Origin of the sequence: Chroococcidiopsis sp. CCALA 051 (assembly GCF_003015105.1) — a bacterium.
Taxonomy (GTDB): domain Bacteria; phylum Cyanobacteriota; class Cyanobacteriia; order Cyanobacteriales; family Chroococcidiopsidaceae; genus Chroococcidiopsis; species Chroococcidiopsis thermalis.
The window spans coordinates 41,351-57,847 of the sequence record NZ_PYCI01000009.1 but is presented as its reverse complement, the minus strand read 5'-3'; the positions used below and the strand labels follow the sequence as shown (position 1 = coordinate 57,847).

The 16,497-nt window shown below is 43.0% G+C and carries 17 protein-coding genes; 10 read left to right on the top strand and 7 right to left on the bottom strand.

Translation table 11 applies throughout. The features are described from left to right. Positions 1-54 precede the first annotated feature (54 nt). Positions 55-408 (bottom strand): DUF4288 domain-containing protein, encoded by a 354-nt coding sequence (locus C7Y66_RS03595; RefSeq protein ID WP_106169082.1) that lies wholly within the window; start codon positions 406-408, stop codon positions 55-57. 78 nt (positions 409-486) lie between these two features. Here C7Y66_RS03595 and C7Y66_RS03590 point away from each other — a divergent pair, with 78 nt between their 5' ends. Both C7Y66_RS03590 and C7Y66_RS03585 read left to right on the top strand, forming a co-directional pair. Continuing rightward, entirely contained in the window at positions 487-2,025 is a 1,539-nt protein-coding gene (locus C7Y66_RS03590; RefSeq protein ID WP_106544501.1) for a tetratricopeptide repeat protein, read from the top strand. A gap of 80 nt (positions 2,026-2,105) precedes the next feature. Next, positions 2,106-2,660 (top strand): 3'-5' exonuclease, encoded by a 555-nt coding sequence (locus C7Y66_RS03585; RefSeq protein ID WP_106544500.1) that lies wholly within the window; start codon positions 2,106-2,108, stop codon positions 2,658-2,660. Positions 2,661-2,706: 46 nt separating this feature from the next. On the opposite strand, the gene C7Y66_RS03580 is transcribed toward C7Y66_RS03585, so the two are convergent. Together C7Y66_RS03580 and C7Y66_RS03575 are read right to left on the bottom strand one after the other, a co-directional pair. Beyond that, on the bottom strand, positions 2,707-3,288 hold the full coding sequence (locus C7Y66_RS03580) for a Crp/Fnr family transcriptional regulator (RefSeq protein ID WP_106544499.1): 582 nt from the start codon (positions 3,286-3,288) through the stop codon (positions 2,707-2,709). Between the two features lie 449 nt (positions 3,289-3,737). Next, positions 3,738-5,657: a 4-Cys prefix domain-containing protein gene (locus tag C7Y66_RS03575; protein WP_106544498.1), complete on the bottom strand. Its 1,920-nt coding sequence runs from the start codon at positions 5,655-5,657 to the stop codon at positions 3,738-3,740. Positions 5,658-5,813: 156 nt separating this feature from the next. Between C7Y66_RS03575 and C7Y66_RS03570 the strand changes: the two genes are divergently transcribed. The 5 genes from C7Y66_RS03570 to C7Y66_RS03550 all read left to right on the top strand — a co-directional run bounded on the left by C7Y66_RS03570 (position 5,814) and on the right by C7Y66_RS03550 (position 10,772). Next, entirely contained in the window at positions 5,814-6,791 is a 978-nt protein-coding gene (locus tag C7Y66_RS03570) for a Gfo/Idh/MocA family protein (protein ID WP_106544497.1), read from the top strand. Positions 6,792-6,967: 176 nt separating this feature from the next. Then, complete coding sequence (locus tag C7Y66_RS03565) at positions 6,968-8,452, top strand: AmpG family muropeptide MFS transporter (protein ID WP_106544496.1); 1,485 nt, start codon at positions 6,968-6,970, stop codon at positions 8,450-8,452. An 85-nt stretch (positions 8,453-8,537) separates the two neighbouring features. Then, the gene (locus tag C7Y66_RS03560) at positions 8,538-8,747 is read left to right on the top strand and encodes a hypothetical protein (RefSeq protein WP_106544495.1); all 210 of its coding nucleotides are present in this window, start codon (positions 8,538-8,540) and stop codon (positions 8,745-8,747) included. Between the two features lies 1 nt (position 8,748). Then, positions 8,749-9,288 carry an N-acetyltransferase gene (locus C7Y66_RS03555; protein WP_106544494.1) on the top strand — a complete coding sequence of 180 codons (540 nt, stop codon included), beginning with the start codon at positions 8,749-8,751 and terminating at the stop codon, positions 9,286-9,288. A gap of 146 nt (positions 9,289-9,434) precedes the next feature. Further along, positions 9,435-10,772 (top strand): hypothetical protein, encoded by a 1,338-nt coding sequence (locus C7Y66_RS03550; RefSeq protein WP_106544493.1) that lies wholly within the window; start codon positions 9,435-9,437, stop codon positions 10,770-10,772. A 75-nt stretch (positions 10,773-10,847) separates the two neighbouring features. On the opposite strand, the gene C7Y66_RS03545 is transcribed toward C7Y66_RS03550, so the two are convergent. The 3 genes from C7Y66_RS03545 to C7Y66_RS03535 all read right to left on the bottom strand — a co-directional run bounded on the left by C7Y66_RS03545 (position 10,848) and on the right by C7Y66_RS03535 (position 14,179). After that, a complete protein-coding gene (locus C7Y66_RS03545; protein WP_106544492.1) occupies positions 10,848-12,197 on the bottom strand; it encodes a DUF3370 domain-containing protein in 1,350 nt (449 codons plus the stop codon). Positions 12,198-12,289: 92 nt separating this feature from the next. Next, the gene (locus tag C7Y66_RS03540) at positions 12,290-13,666 is read right to left on the bottom strand and encodes a serine hydrolase (protein WP_106544491.1); all 1,377 of its coding nucleotides are present in this window, start codon (positions 13,664-13,666) and stop codon (positions 12,290-12,292) included. Then, entirely contained in the window at positions 13,667-14,179 is a 513-nt protein-coding gene (locus tag C7Y66_RS03535) for a peptidase C15 (RefSeq protein ID WP_106544490.1), read from the bottom strand. Positions 14,180-14,333: 154 nt separating this feature from the next. Here C7Y66_RS03535 and hisH point away from each other — a divergent pair, with 154 nt between their 5' ends. Next, the gene (gene hisH / locus C7Y66_RS03530; RefSeq protein ID WP_106544489.1) at positions 14,334-14,969 is read left to right on the top strand and encodes an imidazole glycerol phosphate synthase subunit HisH; all 636 of its coding nucleotides are present in this window, start codon (positions 14,334-14,336) and stop codon (positions 14,967-14,969) included. 68 nt (positions 14,970-15,037) lie between these two features. Next, positions 15,038-15,583 (top strand): 16S rRNA (guanine(966)-N(2))-methyltransferase RsmD, encoded by a 546-nt coding sequence (gene rsmD / locus C7Y66_RS03525; protein WP_106544488.1) that lies wholly within the window; start codon positions 15,038-15,040, stop codon positions 15,581-15,583. A gap of 30 nt (positions 15,584-15,613) precedes the next feature. Here the strand turns inward: rsmD and petG are convergent, their stop codons facing one another. Continuing rightward, the gene (gene petG / locus C7Y66_RS03520; RefSeq protein WP_015154651.1) at positions 15,614-15,730 is read right to left on the bottom strand and encodes a cytochrome b6-f complex subunit V; all 117 of its coding nucleotides are present in this window, start codon (positions 15,728-15,730) and stop codon (positions 15,614-15,616) included. Between the two features lie 256 nt (positions 15,731-15,986). On the opposite strand from petG, the gene C7Y66_RS03515 reads away from it, so the two are divergent. Continuing rightward, positions 15,987-16,361, top strand: coding sequence for a cytochrome c (locus C7Y66_RS03515; protein WP_039714024.1), 375 nt, complete (start codon positions 15,987-15,989; stop codon positions 16,359-16,361). Positions 16,362-16,497: the final 136 nt, after the last annotated feature.

Sequence of the window (16,497 nt, the reverse complement as noted above, 5' to 3'; positions counted from 1 at the left end):
AGACGTTACATGTAACGTCTCTACAGAGGATATAACGTTTCTACAAGCAAGAAATTAAAGTTCTTCGCCTGATAATAACGGCTCGAATTGACAATATGCTTCGTAATTCCGAAAATGTCGGGCATAGATTTCTGTAACGTTGCTAAAATCATCGTACAAAACTGAATTTACATCAATTATCTGCTTGCAAGTCCAAGTGATAGTGTCATTGTACTGATTCTGATAGCTGCATTCTTGTTGGCGGCTGTAAAGCAAAGCCTTTTCTCTAGCTTCCTCTAAAGAATTCGCTTGGATAAGTATAAAACATTCCTCGTACAAAGGTCGATCGTTTGTCGCGCTTGATGATTCAAATAAAACCACGGCGATGTAGAAAGAAGTTTCTTGGGTATGGCTGCTATCAACTGTCATTAATATCTCCTCTCGCAGTTTCTAACTAAACATATGGCATAATACTCTAAGTAATTATTTATACTTTGTATTTAGGTAATGACTCTAGTATTCAACGCGATCGCCTCTGTGGGAATAGCCACGATCGCTTTTGGGCAAATATTACCCATGAGTAACGCTCCATTACCTTCTACTCAAGAGAATACTGCTGCTAAAACTTATCTCAATATTGCTCGATCGGTTTCTAAAAACTCTAAAAAACCTGTTTCTATGGACGCTGAAACTTTTTACCAACGAGGTTTGGTAAAGGCTAAGCAGGGAGATGATGAAAGAGCGATCGCTGACTTTACGGAAGCGATTCGACTCAAACCTCAATATCCTGAAGCTTATTATCAAAGAGCATTAACTCGTTATCAACCAGATGAAGATGGTGAGTATGAGAATTCCGATAGTGAAGGAGCAATTCAAGATTTAACTCAAGCAATTCAACTCAAACCCGATTATGCTGATGCGTACTACGAGCGAGGCGAGATTCTCAGCAATAGTGGTGAAGTGGAACAAGCAATTGAAGATTTTAACCAAGCAATTCGACTCAATCCCAATCATGTTGCAGCTTATTTCAGCAGAGCTAATCTCCGCGAGAGCGAACTACAGGATAAAAAGGGAGCGTTAGCAGATTTCGATCGCGTCTTACAACTGAATCCAACAGATGCCTTATCATATCTACAACGGGCTAGACTCCGATCTGCTCTAGGAGATCCACAAGGAGCTTTAGCCGATGAAGTACAGGCTGCTAAAGTTCAACCGAATAACGCCGACACATATCGCTATCGCGCTCTTAACCGCGAAGGAAGAGGAGATTTTCAAGGAGCAATTGAAGACTACACGCAAGCAATTCGCCTCAATCCTAATGATGCCATGCTCTACTTTTATAGGGCATTAACACGTCAAAACATGAAGGATTTTCAAGGAGCAGTTGCCGATCTCAGCCAAGTCAGGCGGCTTAAATTAACTCATCCCGATAACGTTCATCCCGATGCAGCTGGTACTTATACGTATCAAGCTCAGATTCATGAAGCAGCCGGAGATTATCGAGCAGTTATAGAAGATTATACTCAAGCACTTAAGATGAAGCCGAATGACAAAGCTGCATATACGAACAGAGCTGCTGCGCGTTTGAAAATTGGCGATCGCCAGGGAGCAATTGAGGACTATTCTCAAATTATTCAGTTAGATCCTTGCGAGCTTTCAGCATATAGCAGTCGCGCTTGGTTGAGATACAAGTCGGGAGACAAGCAGGGTGCGATCGCCGATTATACGCAAGCAATTACATTTGGTAATGGAACGATTTCCTCTGCATTTAATTATTACGGTAGAGCCGAGGCGCTTTTTGCGATAGGAGATTATCGAGGTGCGATCGCTGATTATACAAAAGCCATTCAACTCGATCCAGAATCAGCTGCTACAACATATGCTAAAAGAGCTATGGCACGCGATCGCATTGGTGACAAAAAAGGTGCAGCCGAAGATCGAAAAGCAGCAGCTAGTTTACCTCCAGAAGCAGAACAGCAAGTATTTCAAACCATAGGTTTCAGCTCTAGACAATGCGAAGATAAATCTCATCCTTCCCTACCCTAATATTTTTTTGCCTTCTTCTTGGCGACTTTGCGACTTTGCGCGAAACAAAAACGATCTTTAACCCTAATGAGTATAAATCAGTGCCGAAAAAAACAGATCGAATTATAGTCATCGACATCGAATCTACTTGCTGGCAAGACAAACCACCAATCGGACAAGAAAGCGAAATTATCGAAATTGGAATTTGTACAGTTGATGTAGCTTCAGGAAAAAGACTAGAAAAAGAAAGTATTTTAGTTAAACCCGAAAAATCTCAAGTCAGCGAATTTTGTACCCAACTTACCACTCTAACCCAAGCCCAAGTAGAACGAGGTATTTCCTTAAAAGAAGCCTGCACGATTCTGAAAAACAAATATCAATCGCAACAGCGAATTTGGGCAAGCTTTGGAGATTATGATAGAAGACAATTTGAAAAACAATGCCAGTCCAAAAAGATAAATTATCCTTTTGGTTCCAGACATATCAACGTCAAAACTCTATTTGCAGTTATTCATGCTCTACCCAATGAAATCGGCATGGCAGAAGCATTAGAAAAACTCAATTTTCCCCTCGAAGGCACGCATCATCGCGGTGGGGATGATGCTTGGAATATTGCCTTGATTTTATCAGAACTGTTGTTGAAAAGTAGAGGTTAATATGGTGGGCAATGCCCACCATAAGCTAATCATAAATCGTTATAGATCAGGCAAATTTAGTTTGACGATCTAATAAGACAATGAAATGGCGGCGGGGGCGATCGATGATACCTTCTTGTTCGAGCTGAGATAGCAGGCGCGTCACGGATACGCGAGTCATACCAATAAATTCTGCGATCTCTTGATGAGTCAGGCGTAGGTCAATTAGCCGTCCGCGTTCCACAGGACGGGCAAACTTACGCGCTAACCACAGTAGCATTTGTAGCAGGCGATCGCGGGCGTTGGTTTGGCGAATAATACTTAGTAGTTCCTCTGCTTGTTGTACGTGATGGCAAATTGCCGTCAATACCCATTCTCGTTGGTACGAGGGAACGTAACTGACTTCTACACTCGTAATGCACTCAACTTGATAAGGTTGGATATTCGACAAAGGCTGACCGATGACATCACCTGTACCCCAATACCCCAATGTCATTACTGTTCCCTCCTCACTCCAAGTGACAGTGCGAACAACTCCCCGCTCGATATGCAATAGCATCTCCGATTTTAGGGGAATTGAGTCATGACGCTTGAACGTTTGCTGAGATAAATTCTCAGCTATAGTAATCATCGGCGAGAGAGATGACATAAGCAGTTACCAGGTGTAGATTTCCAAATTCAGGTATGTTAAATGGCATTATTGACGAGCGTAAGATCTATATTTCAGAATGTAATTAGGTAGGTTTGCGCTTGAGTGGAAGTCTGAAAAACAAGAATTGCCTCACAAGAGAGTATAAAGTCATTCAAACATTGTTGCAAGCTAATTGAGAATCTCTATCACTTGTATCAAGAAAATTGAGGAAAGTTTCTTCTCCTTTGGTTTATCTTCCCTGGCTAGTTATTTCTAGGGTAGAAATACCCAAAATATACTGAAAATATACTAAAAAAAGTGTACTCCTTGTCAAATGACGAGCTGTCAAGGACGAGGGCAAGGGAGCAGGGAGTAGGGAGCACAGGGGCTTCAGGTGCTTCAGGTGCAAGAACTGTCAACCACCAGTAACCAAGCATCTTCAATTCCGAATTCCGAATTCCGAATTGTCATCGCGGTACGCGCCACACCTTAACTGTTTTGTCCTCACTCGTACTTACCAACTTGCGTCCATCGGGGCTGAATGCCACAGCCCAAACTGCTGCTGTATGCCCTTTAAACGTGGCGAGTTCTGCGCCTGAAATGATGTTCCACAGCTTTATTGTCCGATCGTCGCTACATGTAGCGATTGTTTGCCCATCTGGACTCACCGCAACGAGATTGATATCGGCAGTATGACCTGCGATCGTCCGAATTGCTCTACCAGTGTTGAGATTCCAAACTGCGATCGCCGTGCCGTCACTGACGCTATAAAGTTGCTGGCTATCTGGACTAATGGCAACAGACCAAACCGCACCTTTGTGTCCTCTGAGGGTACGCAATTCTTTGACTGGATTATGGTTTAAATCCCAAATTTTCATAGTCTTATCGCCGCTTCCAGTGACTAGCTTCTGTCCGTCGGGGCTGATGGCAACGGTGAGAACTTCCGCTGTATGCCCTGTAAGGGTGATATTTTTCCCTGTCTTCAGATCCCAAATTTTAGCCGTCTTGTCATAACTGGCACTGGCAATTTTTTGTCCGTCTGGGCTAATGGCAACGTAATTGACATAGCTTTTATGCCCGCGTAGAGTTTTGATTTCTCGCCCAGTGTTGAGATTCCAAACTTTTACTGTATTATCTTTACTGCCACTGACAAGGGTTTGATTGTCATTACCAATCGCCACCGAATAAACCCAGTCTAAATGTTCCTCAAGCGAGCGAATTTCTCGTCGGCTATTTGCATCCCAAATTTTGACAGTGCGATCGTCGCTACCAGTAGCAAACTTTTTACCGTCAGGAGTAAAGGCAACACTATTCACTTCATCTGTATGCCCTGTTATGGTATTGACTTGCTGTTGTTGCCAGTAATACAAATATGCTACTAGCGCCAGCAATAGTAGAAAGCAGCCACCTAAAAGCCGACTCCGTTTAGATGGTTTTGCTGATGGAGTTATAACTGTGGGTTGAGGCGATGTGGCTGAAGTGTTTGCCTGCGGGGATACTAAAGCTGCGGTTTCTACTGCGGTTAACGGGGTTGTCAGTGCAGGTACAATCGGCTGAGGCGATCGCGCTACTGCAAGATAGTTTTGCTGAGGTTTTTTTTGTAGTAACCGATCGATCGCCTGCGCGAGTTCCTGACTAACTGCTTGTAATAACGGGTGACGTTGCCAATTCGTACTCCAGTTGCGATCGCCTTGAAGCCAAGAAAAATAGGGATGTCCAGATAATAAATGCAGACAAGCTACACTTAAATCGTAGAAATCGAGATTTGTTTGTAATGCCCAGTCATCATCAAATGAGTTGTTTGGATGTAAATTGTTTGGATGAAATAGCTGTTTGGTCAGATCGAAGTTAATTAACATCAACCTGTCATCACTATTACGGCGAATAATACTTTCTAAGTTGATATTTCCGTGAACGATCTGGCGCTTGTGGATGAAATAGAGTAATGGCAATATTTGACCTAAGACATCCCAAATTTGTTGCTCGCTAAATGTTCCTTGCTGAACTAATTCCTGTCTTAAGGTTTGCCCCGAAATTGCTGGTTGAACTAAATAAAAATAGTTTCCTTGGGTGAAATAAGCCGACAAAGTAGAAATTCGATCGTTTTCGCCAATTTGTGCTAACTTCTTCGCTAGAGAGTAAAAAATATTCGAGACGGAATAGTATTTATTAGATCCAGGTAACGCTAATTGTTGTACCACGTAAGATTCTCGTGCATCTCGATCTTGAGCGAGAAATATTTGACTAAAGCCACCACCAGCTAGGGGGTAAACTGGACGGAAGCGATCGCCTAAACTCGGAACGAGCTTTGTGCCACAACTAAAGCAATATTGCCGATCGTCAGGGTTAACTGGATTTTGGCAGTTGGGATTGAGGCAGCAGAGCATAACTTCAGCACCTACTAGCCGTTTCGGAACATCATAAACAAGTTAAAAGTCAAAAGTCAAAAGTCAAAAGTCAAAAGTCAAAAGTCAAAAGTCAAAAGTCAAAAGTCAAAAGTCAAAACTTTTCTTCTTATCCCTTACCACACAACAATCTTCACAATGCTCGATGACCAAATTCAGATCGGAATAGTAGGTACTGGCTATGCAGCGAAGTTAAGAGCAGAATCTTTTGGAAGAGACGAGCGATCGCGTGTCGTTGCAATTGCTGGGCATACTCCTGAAAAGACAGCAACTTTTAGTCAGACATATCAAGCCCAAGCGGTTGATTCTTGGCAACAGTTGGTAGCACGGGAAGATATAGATCTCGTTGTTATCTGTACGATTAACTCAGATCATGGAGCGATCGCCAAAGCTGCTTTACAGAACCACAAGCACGTCGTTGTAGAATATCCTTTGGCTTTGGATGTAGCGGCAGCAGAGGAAATTATTGCTCTAGCTAAAACTCAAAATCGGTTATTGCACGTCGAACATATTGAGTTACTCGGTGGCTTACACCAAGCCTTAAAACAGTATTTACCACAAGTTGGTAGCCCGTTCTACGCCCGTTACAGCACGATGAATCCCCAACGCCCCGCGCCTCGACGTTGGACTTACAATCAAGAGATGTTTGGCTTTCCTCTATGTGGTGCGCTATCGAGAATTCATCGCCTTACAGATTTGTTCGGTACGGTTGAGACTATCAGTTGTCAAAATCGTTATTGGGGTACAGATCCCGAGTCATTTTTTCAAGTGTGTTTGTGTACTGCACAAATTCGATTTACTAGCGGAGCGATTGCCGAAGTTAGTTATGGTAAAGGGGAAACTTTGTGGCAAAACGAGCGCAAATTTGAGGTTCATGCCGATAAAGGTGGTTTAATTTTTGATAAGGATGATGGCGTGTTAATTCAAGCAGAGGAAACAACAAAAATTGAGGTCGGTTCTCGACGTGGATTATTTGCTAAAGATACAGGGATGGTTTTAGACCATTTATATATGGGTACGCCTTTGTACGTGTCTCCGACTGAAAGTTTATATGCTCTGAAAGTGGCAGATGCAGCGCGGCGATCGGCTCAGATAAAAGAGACGATTGTAATGTAGGGGGGGGTTTGCTCAAGATATTTAAGAAAATTAATGTCGCGCAAAGTCGCAAAGTCGCAAAGAAGATCGCTAAAGGTCTTTTGCGTGAGATTCTAAAGGTTTGATTAAGAAACCACCAGAAAAGCGATCGCTGATTTAATGCTGTTGTAGCTGATGGGAGTTTTGGGGGATCGGGAATGCGATCGCTGCTACAAGTTTTTCAAAGTCGCAAGATGGCGGCTTTGCTACTGCTGGGTTTTGCTTCGGGTTTGCCGTTGTTTTTAACGAGTCGAACTTTACAAATTTGGATGAAGGAGTCAAATATCGATTTAGGGGTTATTGGCTGGTTCAGCTTGGTGGCTTTACCTTATTCTTTAAAGTTTTTGTGGTCGCCTGTGTTGGATCGATTTGTACCCCCTTTTTTGGGGCGTAGGCGGGGGTGGTTGGCGATAACTCAAATTGGGTTAATTGTCGCGATCGCTGCTTTGGCTTTTCAACAACCTACTCAAGATGTACGAGTCTTGAATTTATTGGCAATTACTGCTTTGATTGTTTCTTTTTTCAGTGCAACTCAAGATATTGTTGGCGATGCTTATCGCACTGATGTTCTGAAGCCACAAGAATTAGAAACTGGGGCATCTGTTTGGGTACTCGGTTATCGGATGGCGTTGTTAGTCACGAGTTTTTTAGCTTTAGTTTTAGCTGATTATTTACCTTGGCAAGTTGTTTATTTGTTAATGGCGGCTTTGATGGGAGTTGGACTATTTACAACTTTTTGGTCGCCCCAACCAGAGAACGATATTTTAGAGGAGCGATCGCCTCCTACTGTTAAAGATATAGTCTTTTTAATTGGCGGAATTGGATTAATTGCAGGACTACTCTTAGCGGTTGGTACGGGTTATCTACCTTTACCTATATTTTATTGGATAATCGCAGCTTTAATTGTAGTGTGGTTAGCTACATCATTTTTGTTACCAACAAAAACTAGGGAAATAGCCACAGAGCGATCGCCACAAACATTACAAGAGGCAATTTACTTACCTTTTCAAGAATTTTTTCAGCGTCAAGGAATTGGGGCAGGAATTCTAATTTTACTATTTATCTTGCTTTATAAGTTGGGAGATGCCTTAGTGGGAAATATGGCAAATCCATTTTTAGTAGATTTAGGTTTTAGTAAAAGCGCAATTGGCGCAATTCAAGGAGGAATGGGATTTTTAGCCACAACTGTAGGAGTATTAATCGGTGGCGTAATTTTAACCAAAATTGGCATAAATCGTGCCTTGTGGGGATTTGGAATTCTGCAACTGATGAGTAACTTAGGCTATTATGCCCTAGCGATCGCCGGAAAAAATAGCTCGTTACTAGTCATAGCAATTAACATCGAAAATTTCTGTGCTGGCTTAGTCACAGTCGTAACTGTTGCCTACTTAATGAGTCTGTGCGATCGCCGCTTTACCACAACTCAATTTGCCTTATTTTCTAGTTTAATGGCAATGAGTAGAGATATTTTAGCTGGACCTGCTGGTGAAATTGCCAAAGCAACAGGTTGGGCAACCTTCTTTTTACTAACAATAGTTGCTGCCATACCAGGACTGTTACTTTTACCTATCGTTGCCCCTTGGAACTCGAAGTATATATTACCCAGACCAGGACTAGATGAAGAAGACTGGCAACAGTTGTAGGATGGAATAGGTAATAGGTAATAGGTAATGGGTAATTGGTAACAACACTCAACCAACAACCAACAACTAACAACTAACAATCAAAATGGCTATCTTTCGTCAATACATCGCTCCATTATTAGTCGTACTCGTATTCTTAATTGCCTTGGTTGCAGTCAGCGCCCGTATTTTCATCCCGGCTGATATGGCTGCACCCGCACCTACCGAAGAAGTCAGTCCTCAATCAGACAACGCCCAAGTTAACTTAGATAGAACGATCGCAATCGCAAATACAATCGCACCTCACATACTTTGAAGTGACTCAACAGCTACTACCAGGCTACTTAATTTATCCTGGCTCTAGCTCGGAGCGATCGCTGCTGCTCCAATTCATGCAGCAGAGTTACCGAGAAATCTTCCCCCAACAGAACTTTGCCCATCTGGCGCGCACCGTCGAGCAATATTTTTCTAAGGATACACCCTTATGGTGGGTGGAGGAAAGTCAAAAGTTAAAAGTCAAAAGTCAAAATACCATTCCCGACTCCCGCCAAAAAGTAGCATGTCTCTGGGTAGGAAATGCCGTAGATCAAGTCAAGGGCGATCGCCATACATATATATTCTTACTCTACGTCAAACCAGAATACAGACAACGGGGTATCGGTAAAGCATTGATGAGATATCTCGAAGATTGGGCGCGAACAAAAGGCGATCGGCAAATTGGCTTACAAGTCTTTCAATCTAATACCCTAGCCTTAGACCTATATCACAAACTAGGCTATCAAATTCAGTCACACTGGATGATCAAAACACTAAAGGAAGGGAGCAGGGAGCAGGGACGAGCTGGGAGCAGAGAATAGAGAACGGGAAACAGCAAACAACTACCAACTACCCATTACCCATTACCGCATCTGCAATTTAAATTCCTGTCAATCTCACACCAGTCAGATCCTCAAACTGCCATACAACCTTTACCCTAGTAAAAGCCATACAATCAAAAAACCTCATGGTAGAAGCAATCCTAGAGCGATCGCGCCAACTCAAACAAGACTTAACCGATTTCGTCCTCGATGCAGAAGGAGAACTCGCTGAGGCTTTAGAGGCTTATGCTGCTGCCAATGCGCGTAAAGACCGCTACGATGCGGTTCAGCAAGAAATAGTCATCGATACATTTATTACTGAAGGACAGGTCGGCGACAAAACACCTATAGACTTATTTATTGAAAGCCAGCCTGAGTTGACTAAGAGCGATCGCCAATTGCTAAATAGTTGGAAGCGGAGTTTTATCGGTTTATTTACTATTACTAAAATTCTTCCCGATGGTTTGGAATTGATGAACTGGCTGACGGCAAAACAATACACTGTGAAGCCAAACGACGAGAAAACATTACAAGAAATGTCTCGGTGGAAAGAGGGAGAAATTTTGCTGACTCGCATCGCACCCGTCACCGATGATTATTGGACATTTTCTTGTGCTTACACGCTGATGGGTAAATTGGGAAAACCCAAACTTGCCGTAGCAATTGGTAATTTTAAAGACAACCATAGAAAACATCTTTATAGCGATGCTCCAGATTTATTAGCAGAAGCTTGGCAATCTGTGGCTAACTATCATCAAGAATTTATAGATTTCTTTGGAAATGAAGAAGTGACGATGCCTGGTTATCAACTCAATAAGAAAGTCGCTGAATTTCAAGAAATACTAACTCAACAACGCCTCAAAGCAGCCGGAGTTGATGAATCTAAAAGTTTGTCAGAACTAGCTGAAGAAGCGGGAGTAGGAGATGAGGAAATTGAAGCAGCCGCTAAGGAAGCAGGTGCGGACTCGCAAGCAATTTCTCAGATTCTTGCAGATAAAAGCAAGACTAAAATGGTAGCACCAAAAGTAGAATTACCAGCAGATCTGAAAAAAGCCGAACAGGTGACGGCGATTTCTCATCCTCGCTGGGGACAAATGTTTCTACCTACGTATACTAAGTTCGTAGAGTTGTTAGAAGCTGAGGATTGGCGATCGCAAGAAGGTGCGGAAAAATTAGTTAAGTATTATTTAGAAAATGCCACTATCAACACTTTTATCTGGCAGAAATTAGCACAACAATACCCCAAACAATTAGAACAAGTATTGCAAACGGTCTTAGAACGCCCTCAGTTCAAACTTGACAGCGACTTAGAACCGCTATTACAAGAATACAATAAACCGATAGAACCGGAATTACCAGAAATTGCTAGCGTTCCTATTCATCTACACAACTTATTTGAAGAAGCTTTTGTAGAGGTGAATAAATCTAGTTCTAAAACCAAAGGTGGAAGTAAGAAGAAGACGGGTTTTGGTTTAAAAAAATAAGATTGCAAATTTCGATTGCGTACGTGACATGTGTAGAGACGTTACATGTAACGTCTCTACAATTATGTAATGTCTCTATTTTGTACCAATCGTTAAAACCTGCGGAGGGGTTGCATCTGGCGGATAAAGAAAGTCTAACTGTATCAAACGGCGATCGCCTGGTTTCATCTGTAAAGTTACTAATGGTTCTCCCTGCTTTCCCCTCGTCTGGACTAAATGCACGTATTTCGTTCGAGGTAAGTTTTGGTCATCGTTATAACGCAACCTTACCGTACCGCGAAAGAATACCTGCTTGGCTGGCGAACTAAAGAAACGCAACCCGCCTTGACTGAGTTTGTCTTCCTTCAGGGGTGTTTCTAGAGAGACGGTAACAGTTCGATCGCGATCGCTATTGTTTTGTAGTGGCAAACTCAGACTATATTGAATCCCATAGTTACCGTGGGCGCGATAAGCTGTATCTGGGTAACGAATCAGCATTGGCGCACTTTGAATTTGACTCGTTCCCAACGTCCCTTGGTTCAACATACTCAAACCATAGGAAAAAGCTTCACCTGGCGACGGGATACTTAAAGAAGAAGCACCCGACGAACTATCTACCAATTGCGATCGCCATTGAGAACCCTGCGCCACTCCCGCCACGCGACCGTAAACAACTTTACCGCTCGTTTGTTCTGGTGGTGTAGGAGTTTTATCGCGGGGTCCAGCTAAATTCCCACGCTCTAAGATTTGCTGCCATTCTTCTAGAGTAGGCGATCGCTCTTGTCCAGTAGAATCGGTAGGCGCGTACATTGCCAAACTTGCAGCATATACCGTTCCACTACTCCGCAAGCGCATGAATGTAGACCGTCCGTTAATCGGCGGTTCTAAACCCTGTACTGGAATCGGTAGATTAACTAACATCTGGCTTTGTCCGGGGGGAATAATCAGTTGCGGCGGAAAACTCGACTGTCGCTGTCCGCGCAAAATCTCATTCATGACGCGATCGCCTGGTCCTGCAAATATCGTACCCAAGTTATTTTCAGTTACAGGTGGTAATTCTGCAAATGGTGCATCCGGTTGGCTGAGATAACTGGCTGCTTGCAAAATATCTACCCGTACCGATCGCTTGCCAGGGTTATGTAATATGACTCCTAAATAGAGCGATCGCAGATCGTCCGGTGTAGTCGGTTGAAAAACGTGATGAGCAAACAGATCGAATCTACCCCTAAAAGGAAAATTCAGATGAGCGGATTTAGATTTTTTCCCACCAGGCGGAAAAGTGGAAAGTAAGATTCCTTCTGCCTGTATTTTTTCGGGACTATTACTATTAAATACTGGCACTGCATCCAAACTGCCAGCTAAAGGACGCACAATTCGCGGTTGTACGATTTCTTGTGGTGGGGGAGTGGTTTGAGCAATGGGGAAAATTGGCAACAAAGGCAGCATAAGCAAGTCAAAAGTTAAAAGTCAAAAGTTGTAGAGGCGGTTTCACGAAGCATCTTTGACTCCAACAAATATTTCCTGTAAACCCATCCAAATTAATTAGCAAAAGCCGCTAAAACGCGAGGAATAAATTGTTGGCGCGTTCTGTTTTTATTCCTACCAAGATGAACGATAACGAGTTGGTGTGAAGGAATAATAGCAGTGTACTGATCTTGAAATCCTTGAGCGGTCATAATTTTGCTGTGTCCAGAGGGTGTAGAAACATTCATTAACCAAAAATGAGCGCCATAATTTTTCTTGGGTGCTGCTGGAGTTGGCGTGCGACTGTACTTCACCCAGCCTTCGGGTAGAATGCGTTGCCCTTCCCACATGCCATCTTGTAAATAAAGCAAACCAAACCGCGCCCAATCCCTTGCCGTAGCATACATGAAAGCAGAACCGATAAAGGTTCCCGATGCATCCGGTTCGATAACTGCACTAGACATCCCCAGAGGATTGAATAGAGCGCGACGGGGAAATGTGAGATAATCGGCATCGCGATCGCCGATCGCGCGGCGCACAATCCGAGAGAGAATGTTGGATGTACCGCTGGCATACTGCCATTTACTACCTGGATCGGCTTCCAGAGGTTGACTTGCAGCGTAAGCAGCTACGTTACTCTGACCGAATAGCATTTGAATTAGATTACCCAAAGGATTGCCCTCATTCTCATCAAACTTCAAACCGCTACTCATGCGGAGCATCGAATCTAGCGTAATTTGGCTGCGGCGATCGCCTGGATGATTCCACTCTGGCATGAGATTTTTGTCGGTTAGCGACAGCTTACCCTGCTTGACTAAAATGCCTACTAGTGCATTCATTACACTCTTAGTCATCGACCATCCCAACAACGGCATTTGCGCCGAAAAACCTGGGGCATAACGTTCTGCCACAATCTCGCCTTTGTAGACAATGACAACAGCCCTAGAGTCATGCTGGGAACTGAAAATCCAGTCCATAGCTGCTGTAAGTTGTTTTTGGTTAATTTCAGGTGGAAGTTGGTTTGTCTTTTCTGTCAACCAACGTCGATCTTGTTGTGGAGTTAAGTTGAGTTGCTGAGCCTGCGATCGCAACTCTTGTACAGAGCGATCGATAACCAAAGTACAACCAAGCCCAGGACGAAAAATCGCTTGGTGTTTTGCCAAGCCCAAAATACTTGCAGTGACAGATTGCTGCGGGCGATCGATATTTACTTGAATTGACTTAACAATTGACTGTTCCAAGGTTGATAAACCTGCAATTTCAGCCAAGACATCTCGATTGAAAATAGATTCTGGAGTGCGTTGAGAGACAAACACGCCCGAACAAAATTGTTTTGCTTGATAAGCCGTACCGATACTCAAGACCTGCCACAGGGTAAAGCTAATATAGCCAACAATACCTAAACTAATTACTCCAAAACTCCACAAGACATATTTGAATGCTGGTTTCATCTAATAGTTGCCAAGTTTTTGCAAAATGAATTCAAAATCATTCACAACTAAATCGAAATTTTGCTCTGTCAAGATAGGTACGTGGATAAAAATACAACTTGTTGATAATTGATGACGAACAATCCATTCTAAAACTGAATAATAGAGTCCTTCGCAAACAAACTTACCTGCATCGTAACTAATTTTTACTCTCTCATTTTCCTGTACTAACTTTTCTAAATCGATATTTGTCTGTAAAATCCTACCACTACAAGTTGCATTAGATTCAATAGTCAAATGCTGTCGGCGTTCTGCCATACCGCAACAAATAATTAAATTAGGTTCTAAAACCCCAGCTTTTTCCATCACTATATTGCTGGCAAGTTGAATATTAACAGGTAACTGGCGCAAAAAGTTGAGAACAGCAAATGTATAGTTAAGTTGAGATATTTTTTCTAATAGATCGTCAGAAGAATTCGTTGTGTGATGGGGTAACCAAGTTGTAAAAGAAGTTAGCAAGATCTTTTTTGCCATGTGAAGTAAGTAAGAAAGTTAAGCATTTGTAGGGGTGGGTTCACCCGAAATCTTCATCCCAGTCAGTGTTGTTTGGTGAACTCGCCCGTACACAATATTCGTATAAGCAGGTGTATTGACCTAAAATAAGAGAGTGCCGGAATGAGGATGAAATATGGCAACGATCGCAGTTGTAGATTATGACATGGGAAACTTGCACTCTGCCTGTAAAGGACTAGAAAATGCAGGCGCAACCCCAAAAATTACGGATTCCGCCAGAGAAATACTACAAGCAGATGCGATCGTCCTGCCAGGAGTTGGCTCATTCGATCCAGCCGTGCAACATTTGCGATCGCGGAGTTTGGAAGCACCCATCAAACAGGCGATCGCCAGTGGGATACCTTTTTTAGGAATCTGCCTTGGTTTGCAAATTTTATTTGAAAGCAGCGAAGAAGGCAAGGAACCAGGACTGGGAATTATTGCTGGTACTGTCCGCCGCTTTACTTCCGAACCAGGAATTACGATTCCCCACATGGGTTGGAACCAACTGCAATTTACTCAACCCGAATGCACCTTATGGCAAAAGTTGCAACCTAATCCTTGGGTTTATTTCGTTCATTCCTACTACGTCGATCCCGTCAATCCGCAAGTTCGCGCCGCTACAGTCACTCATGGCAGCCAAATCATCACAGCGGCGATCGCCCAAGATAATCTCGTAGCCGTCCAATTTCACCCCGAAAAGTCTTCTACAGCAGGTTTGCAAATTTTATCTAACTTCGTGGCGCAGGTAAGGGAAACAGTTCTTGTATAGTCGGGAGTTAATTCAATTCACAATTACCCATTACCCATTACCCATTACCAAATCCTCACTCACTTCCAATGAGTCTCAGAATCTCTGGTAATCGCCAATTAAAATCCCTCCCAGGTAGAGATACTCGCCCTACTAGTGGTAGAGTGCGGGAGGCTGTATTTAATATTTGGCAGGGAAAAATTACCGATTGTCGCTGGTTAGATCTATGTGCTGGAACAGGATCGATGGGTGCGGAAGCGTTATGTAGAGGCGCTAATTATGTAGTCGGGATCGAACAATCTAGCCGTGCCTGCACCATTATTCAACAGAACTGGCAGAAAATAGCCAAACCAGAACAACAGTTTCAAGTATTGCGCGGTGACGTGTTGAAGCGGTTGAAAACTTTAGTCGGACAGCAATTCGATCGCATCTACTTCGATCCACCCTATGCCAGTGGATTGTATCAGCCAATATTAGAGGCGATCGCTCGCTATCATCTCTTGCACCCAGAGGGAGAACTCGCTGTAGAATACGATCCCTCACTTTGGCAACCGCAAGCCGTCTCTGGCTTAGAAATCTGTCGTCAAAAAATCTATGGCAACACAACTTTAATTTTCTATACAAAAGAGATATAGAGACGTTATATTTAACGCCTCTACATATTCTTAGTCAATTCCCAGCTTTTTACCGCGCTTGAATTGCTCGTAAGCTTTGAAAAACAGCCCTGCCAGGGTAACAAAAATTAGACCTAGTACCATGCCATCGAGTAAGGGTTCAACCACGTCAAATCTCCTGAATGTCAGATGTAGTAATATGTTTGCTTAGATTAAGTTTTTCTGCACGTCTTTAATCATACCTCTGTTTAGTTGTATGTAGGGGGCTGAGTCAGAAGTCTTTAGCTGACTAAATGTCAGTCGATTTTAACAAAAATTTAATGGGTATAAATTAGCGCTTTTTGCTTGCCGATAAGGTCAAGAACTTTTAAGCTATGTGTAGGATATAGAAAAGATTTGTCAAGTTGACTTTTAGTGAAACCTTTTGGATAACCAGCACGTCCTCAGTCAAAATTCGCTCCAGCGGTTCGCGACGATCGCTCTAGCGCTGTTATTGGCGATCGCAATGGCGATTGTGGGCGCTTACCTACTCAGTCCCGCCGATCCTTATATTAAGGGCGTTTTATCTTTACCTGGCGACTCCGTTCAAGGTAACGCGATCTTCCAGATGAACTGTGCTGGTTGTCATGGCTTTCAAGCAGAAGGTAATGTTGGGCCTAGCTTGCAAGGAGTTTCCAAACGAAAGTCCGGTTACAGTCTGATTCATCAGGTGATTAGTGGGGATACACCACCAATGCCAAAATTTCAGCCTAGCGAGAAGGAAATGGCAGATTTGCTCAGTTATTTGGAAACGCTTTGAACAGGAGTCAGGAGTCAGAAGTCAGAAGTCAGAAGTTAGTTAAAAATGAGTCGAACCAGAAGAAAGTTTAACTTCTGAAGTTATTAGTCGCTTGCAAGAGCATATAAGTAATAAAAGATTGTTAGGTTAGGAAAAT

Bases quoted from the DNA above. Each gene is read 5' to 3' on its own strand.
- C7Y66_RS03550 (WP_106544493.1), top strand. From the start codon at position 9,435: ATGGTAGAAGCAATCCTAGAGCGATCGCGCCAACTCAAACAAGACTTA.
- C7Y66_RS03590 (WP_106544501.1), top strand. From the start codon at position 487: ATGACTCTAGTATTCAACGCGATCGCCTCTGTGGGAATAGCCACGATC.
- C7Y66_RS03560 (WP_106544495.1), top strand. From the start codon at position 8,538: ATGGCTATCTTTCGTCAATACATCGCTCCATTATTAGTCGTACTCGTA.
- C7Y66_RS03545 (WP_106544492.1), bottom strand. From the start codon at position 12,197: ATGCTGCCTTTGTTGCCAATTTTCCCCATTGCTCAAACCACTCCCCCA.
- C7Y66_RS03575 (WP_106544498.1), bottom strand. From the start codon at position 5,657: ATGCTCTGCTGCCTCAATCCCAACTGCCAAAATCCAGTTAACCCTGAC.
- C7Y66_RS03580 (WP_106544499.1), bottom strand. From the start codon at position 3,288: ATGTCATCTCTCTCGCCGATGATTACTATAGCTGAGAATTTATCTCAG.
- C7Y66_RS03540 (WP_106544491.1), bottom strand. From the start codon at position 13,666: ATGAAACCAGCATTCAAATATGTCTTGTGGAGTTTTGGAGTAATTAGT.
- C7Y66_RS03570 (WP_106544497.1), top strand. From the start codon at position 5,814: ATGCTCGATGACCAAATTCAGATCGGAATAGTAGGTACTGGCTATGCA.
- C7Y66_RS03595 (WP_106169082.1), bottom strand. From the start codon at position 408: ATGACAGTTGATAGCAGCCATACCCAAGAAACTTCTTTCTACATCGCC.
- hisH (WP_106544489.1), top strand. From the start codon at position 14,334: ATGGCAACGATCGCAGTTGTAGATTATGACATGGGAAACTTGCACTCT.
- C7Y66_RS03565 (WP_106544496.1), top strand. From the start codon at position 6,968: ATGCGATCGCTGCTACAAGTTTTTCAAAGTCGCAAGATGGCGGCTTTG.
- rsmD (WP_106544488.1), top strand. From the start codon at position 15,038: ATGAGTCTCAGAATCTCTGGTAATCGCCAATTAAAATCCCTCCCAGGT.
- C7Y66_RS03535 (WP_106544490.1), bottom strand. From the start codon at position 14,179: ATGGCAAAAAAGATCTTGCTAACTTCTTTTACAACTTGGTTACCCCAT.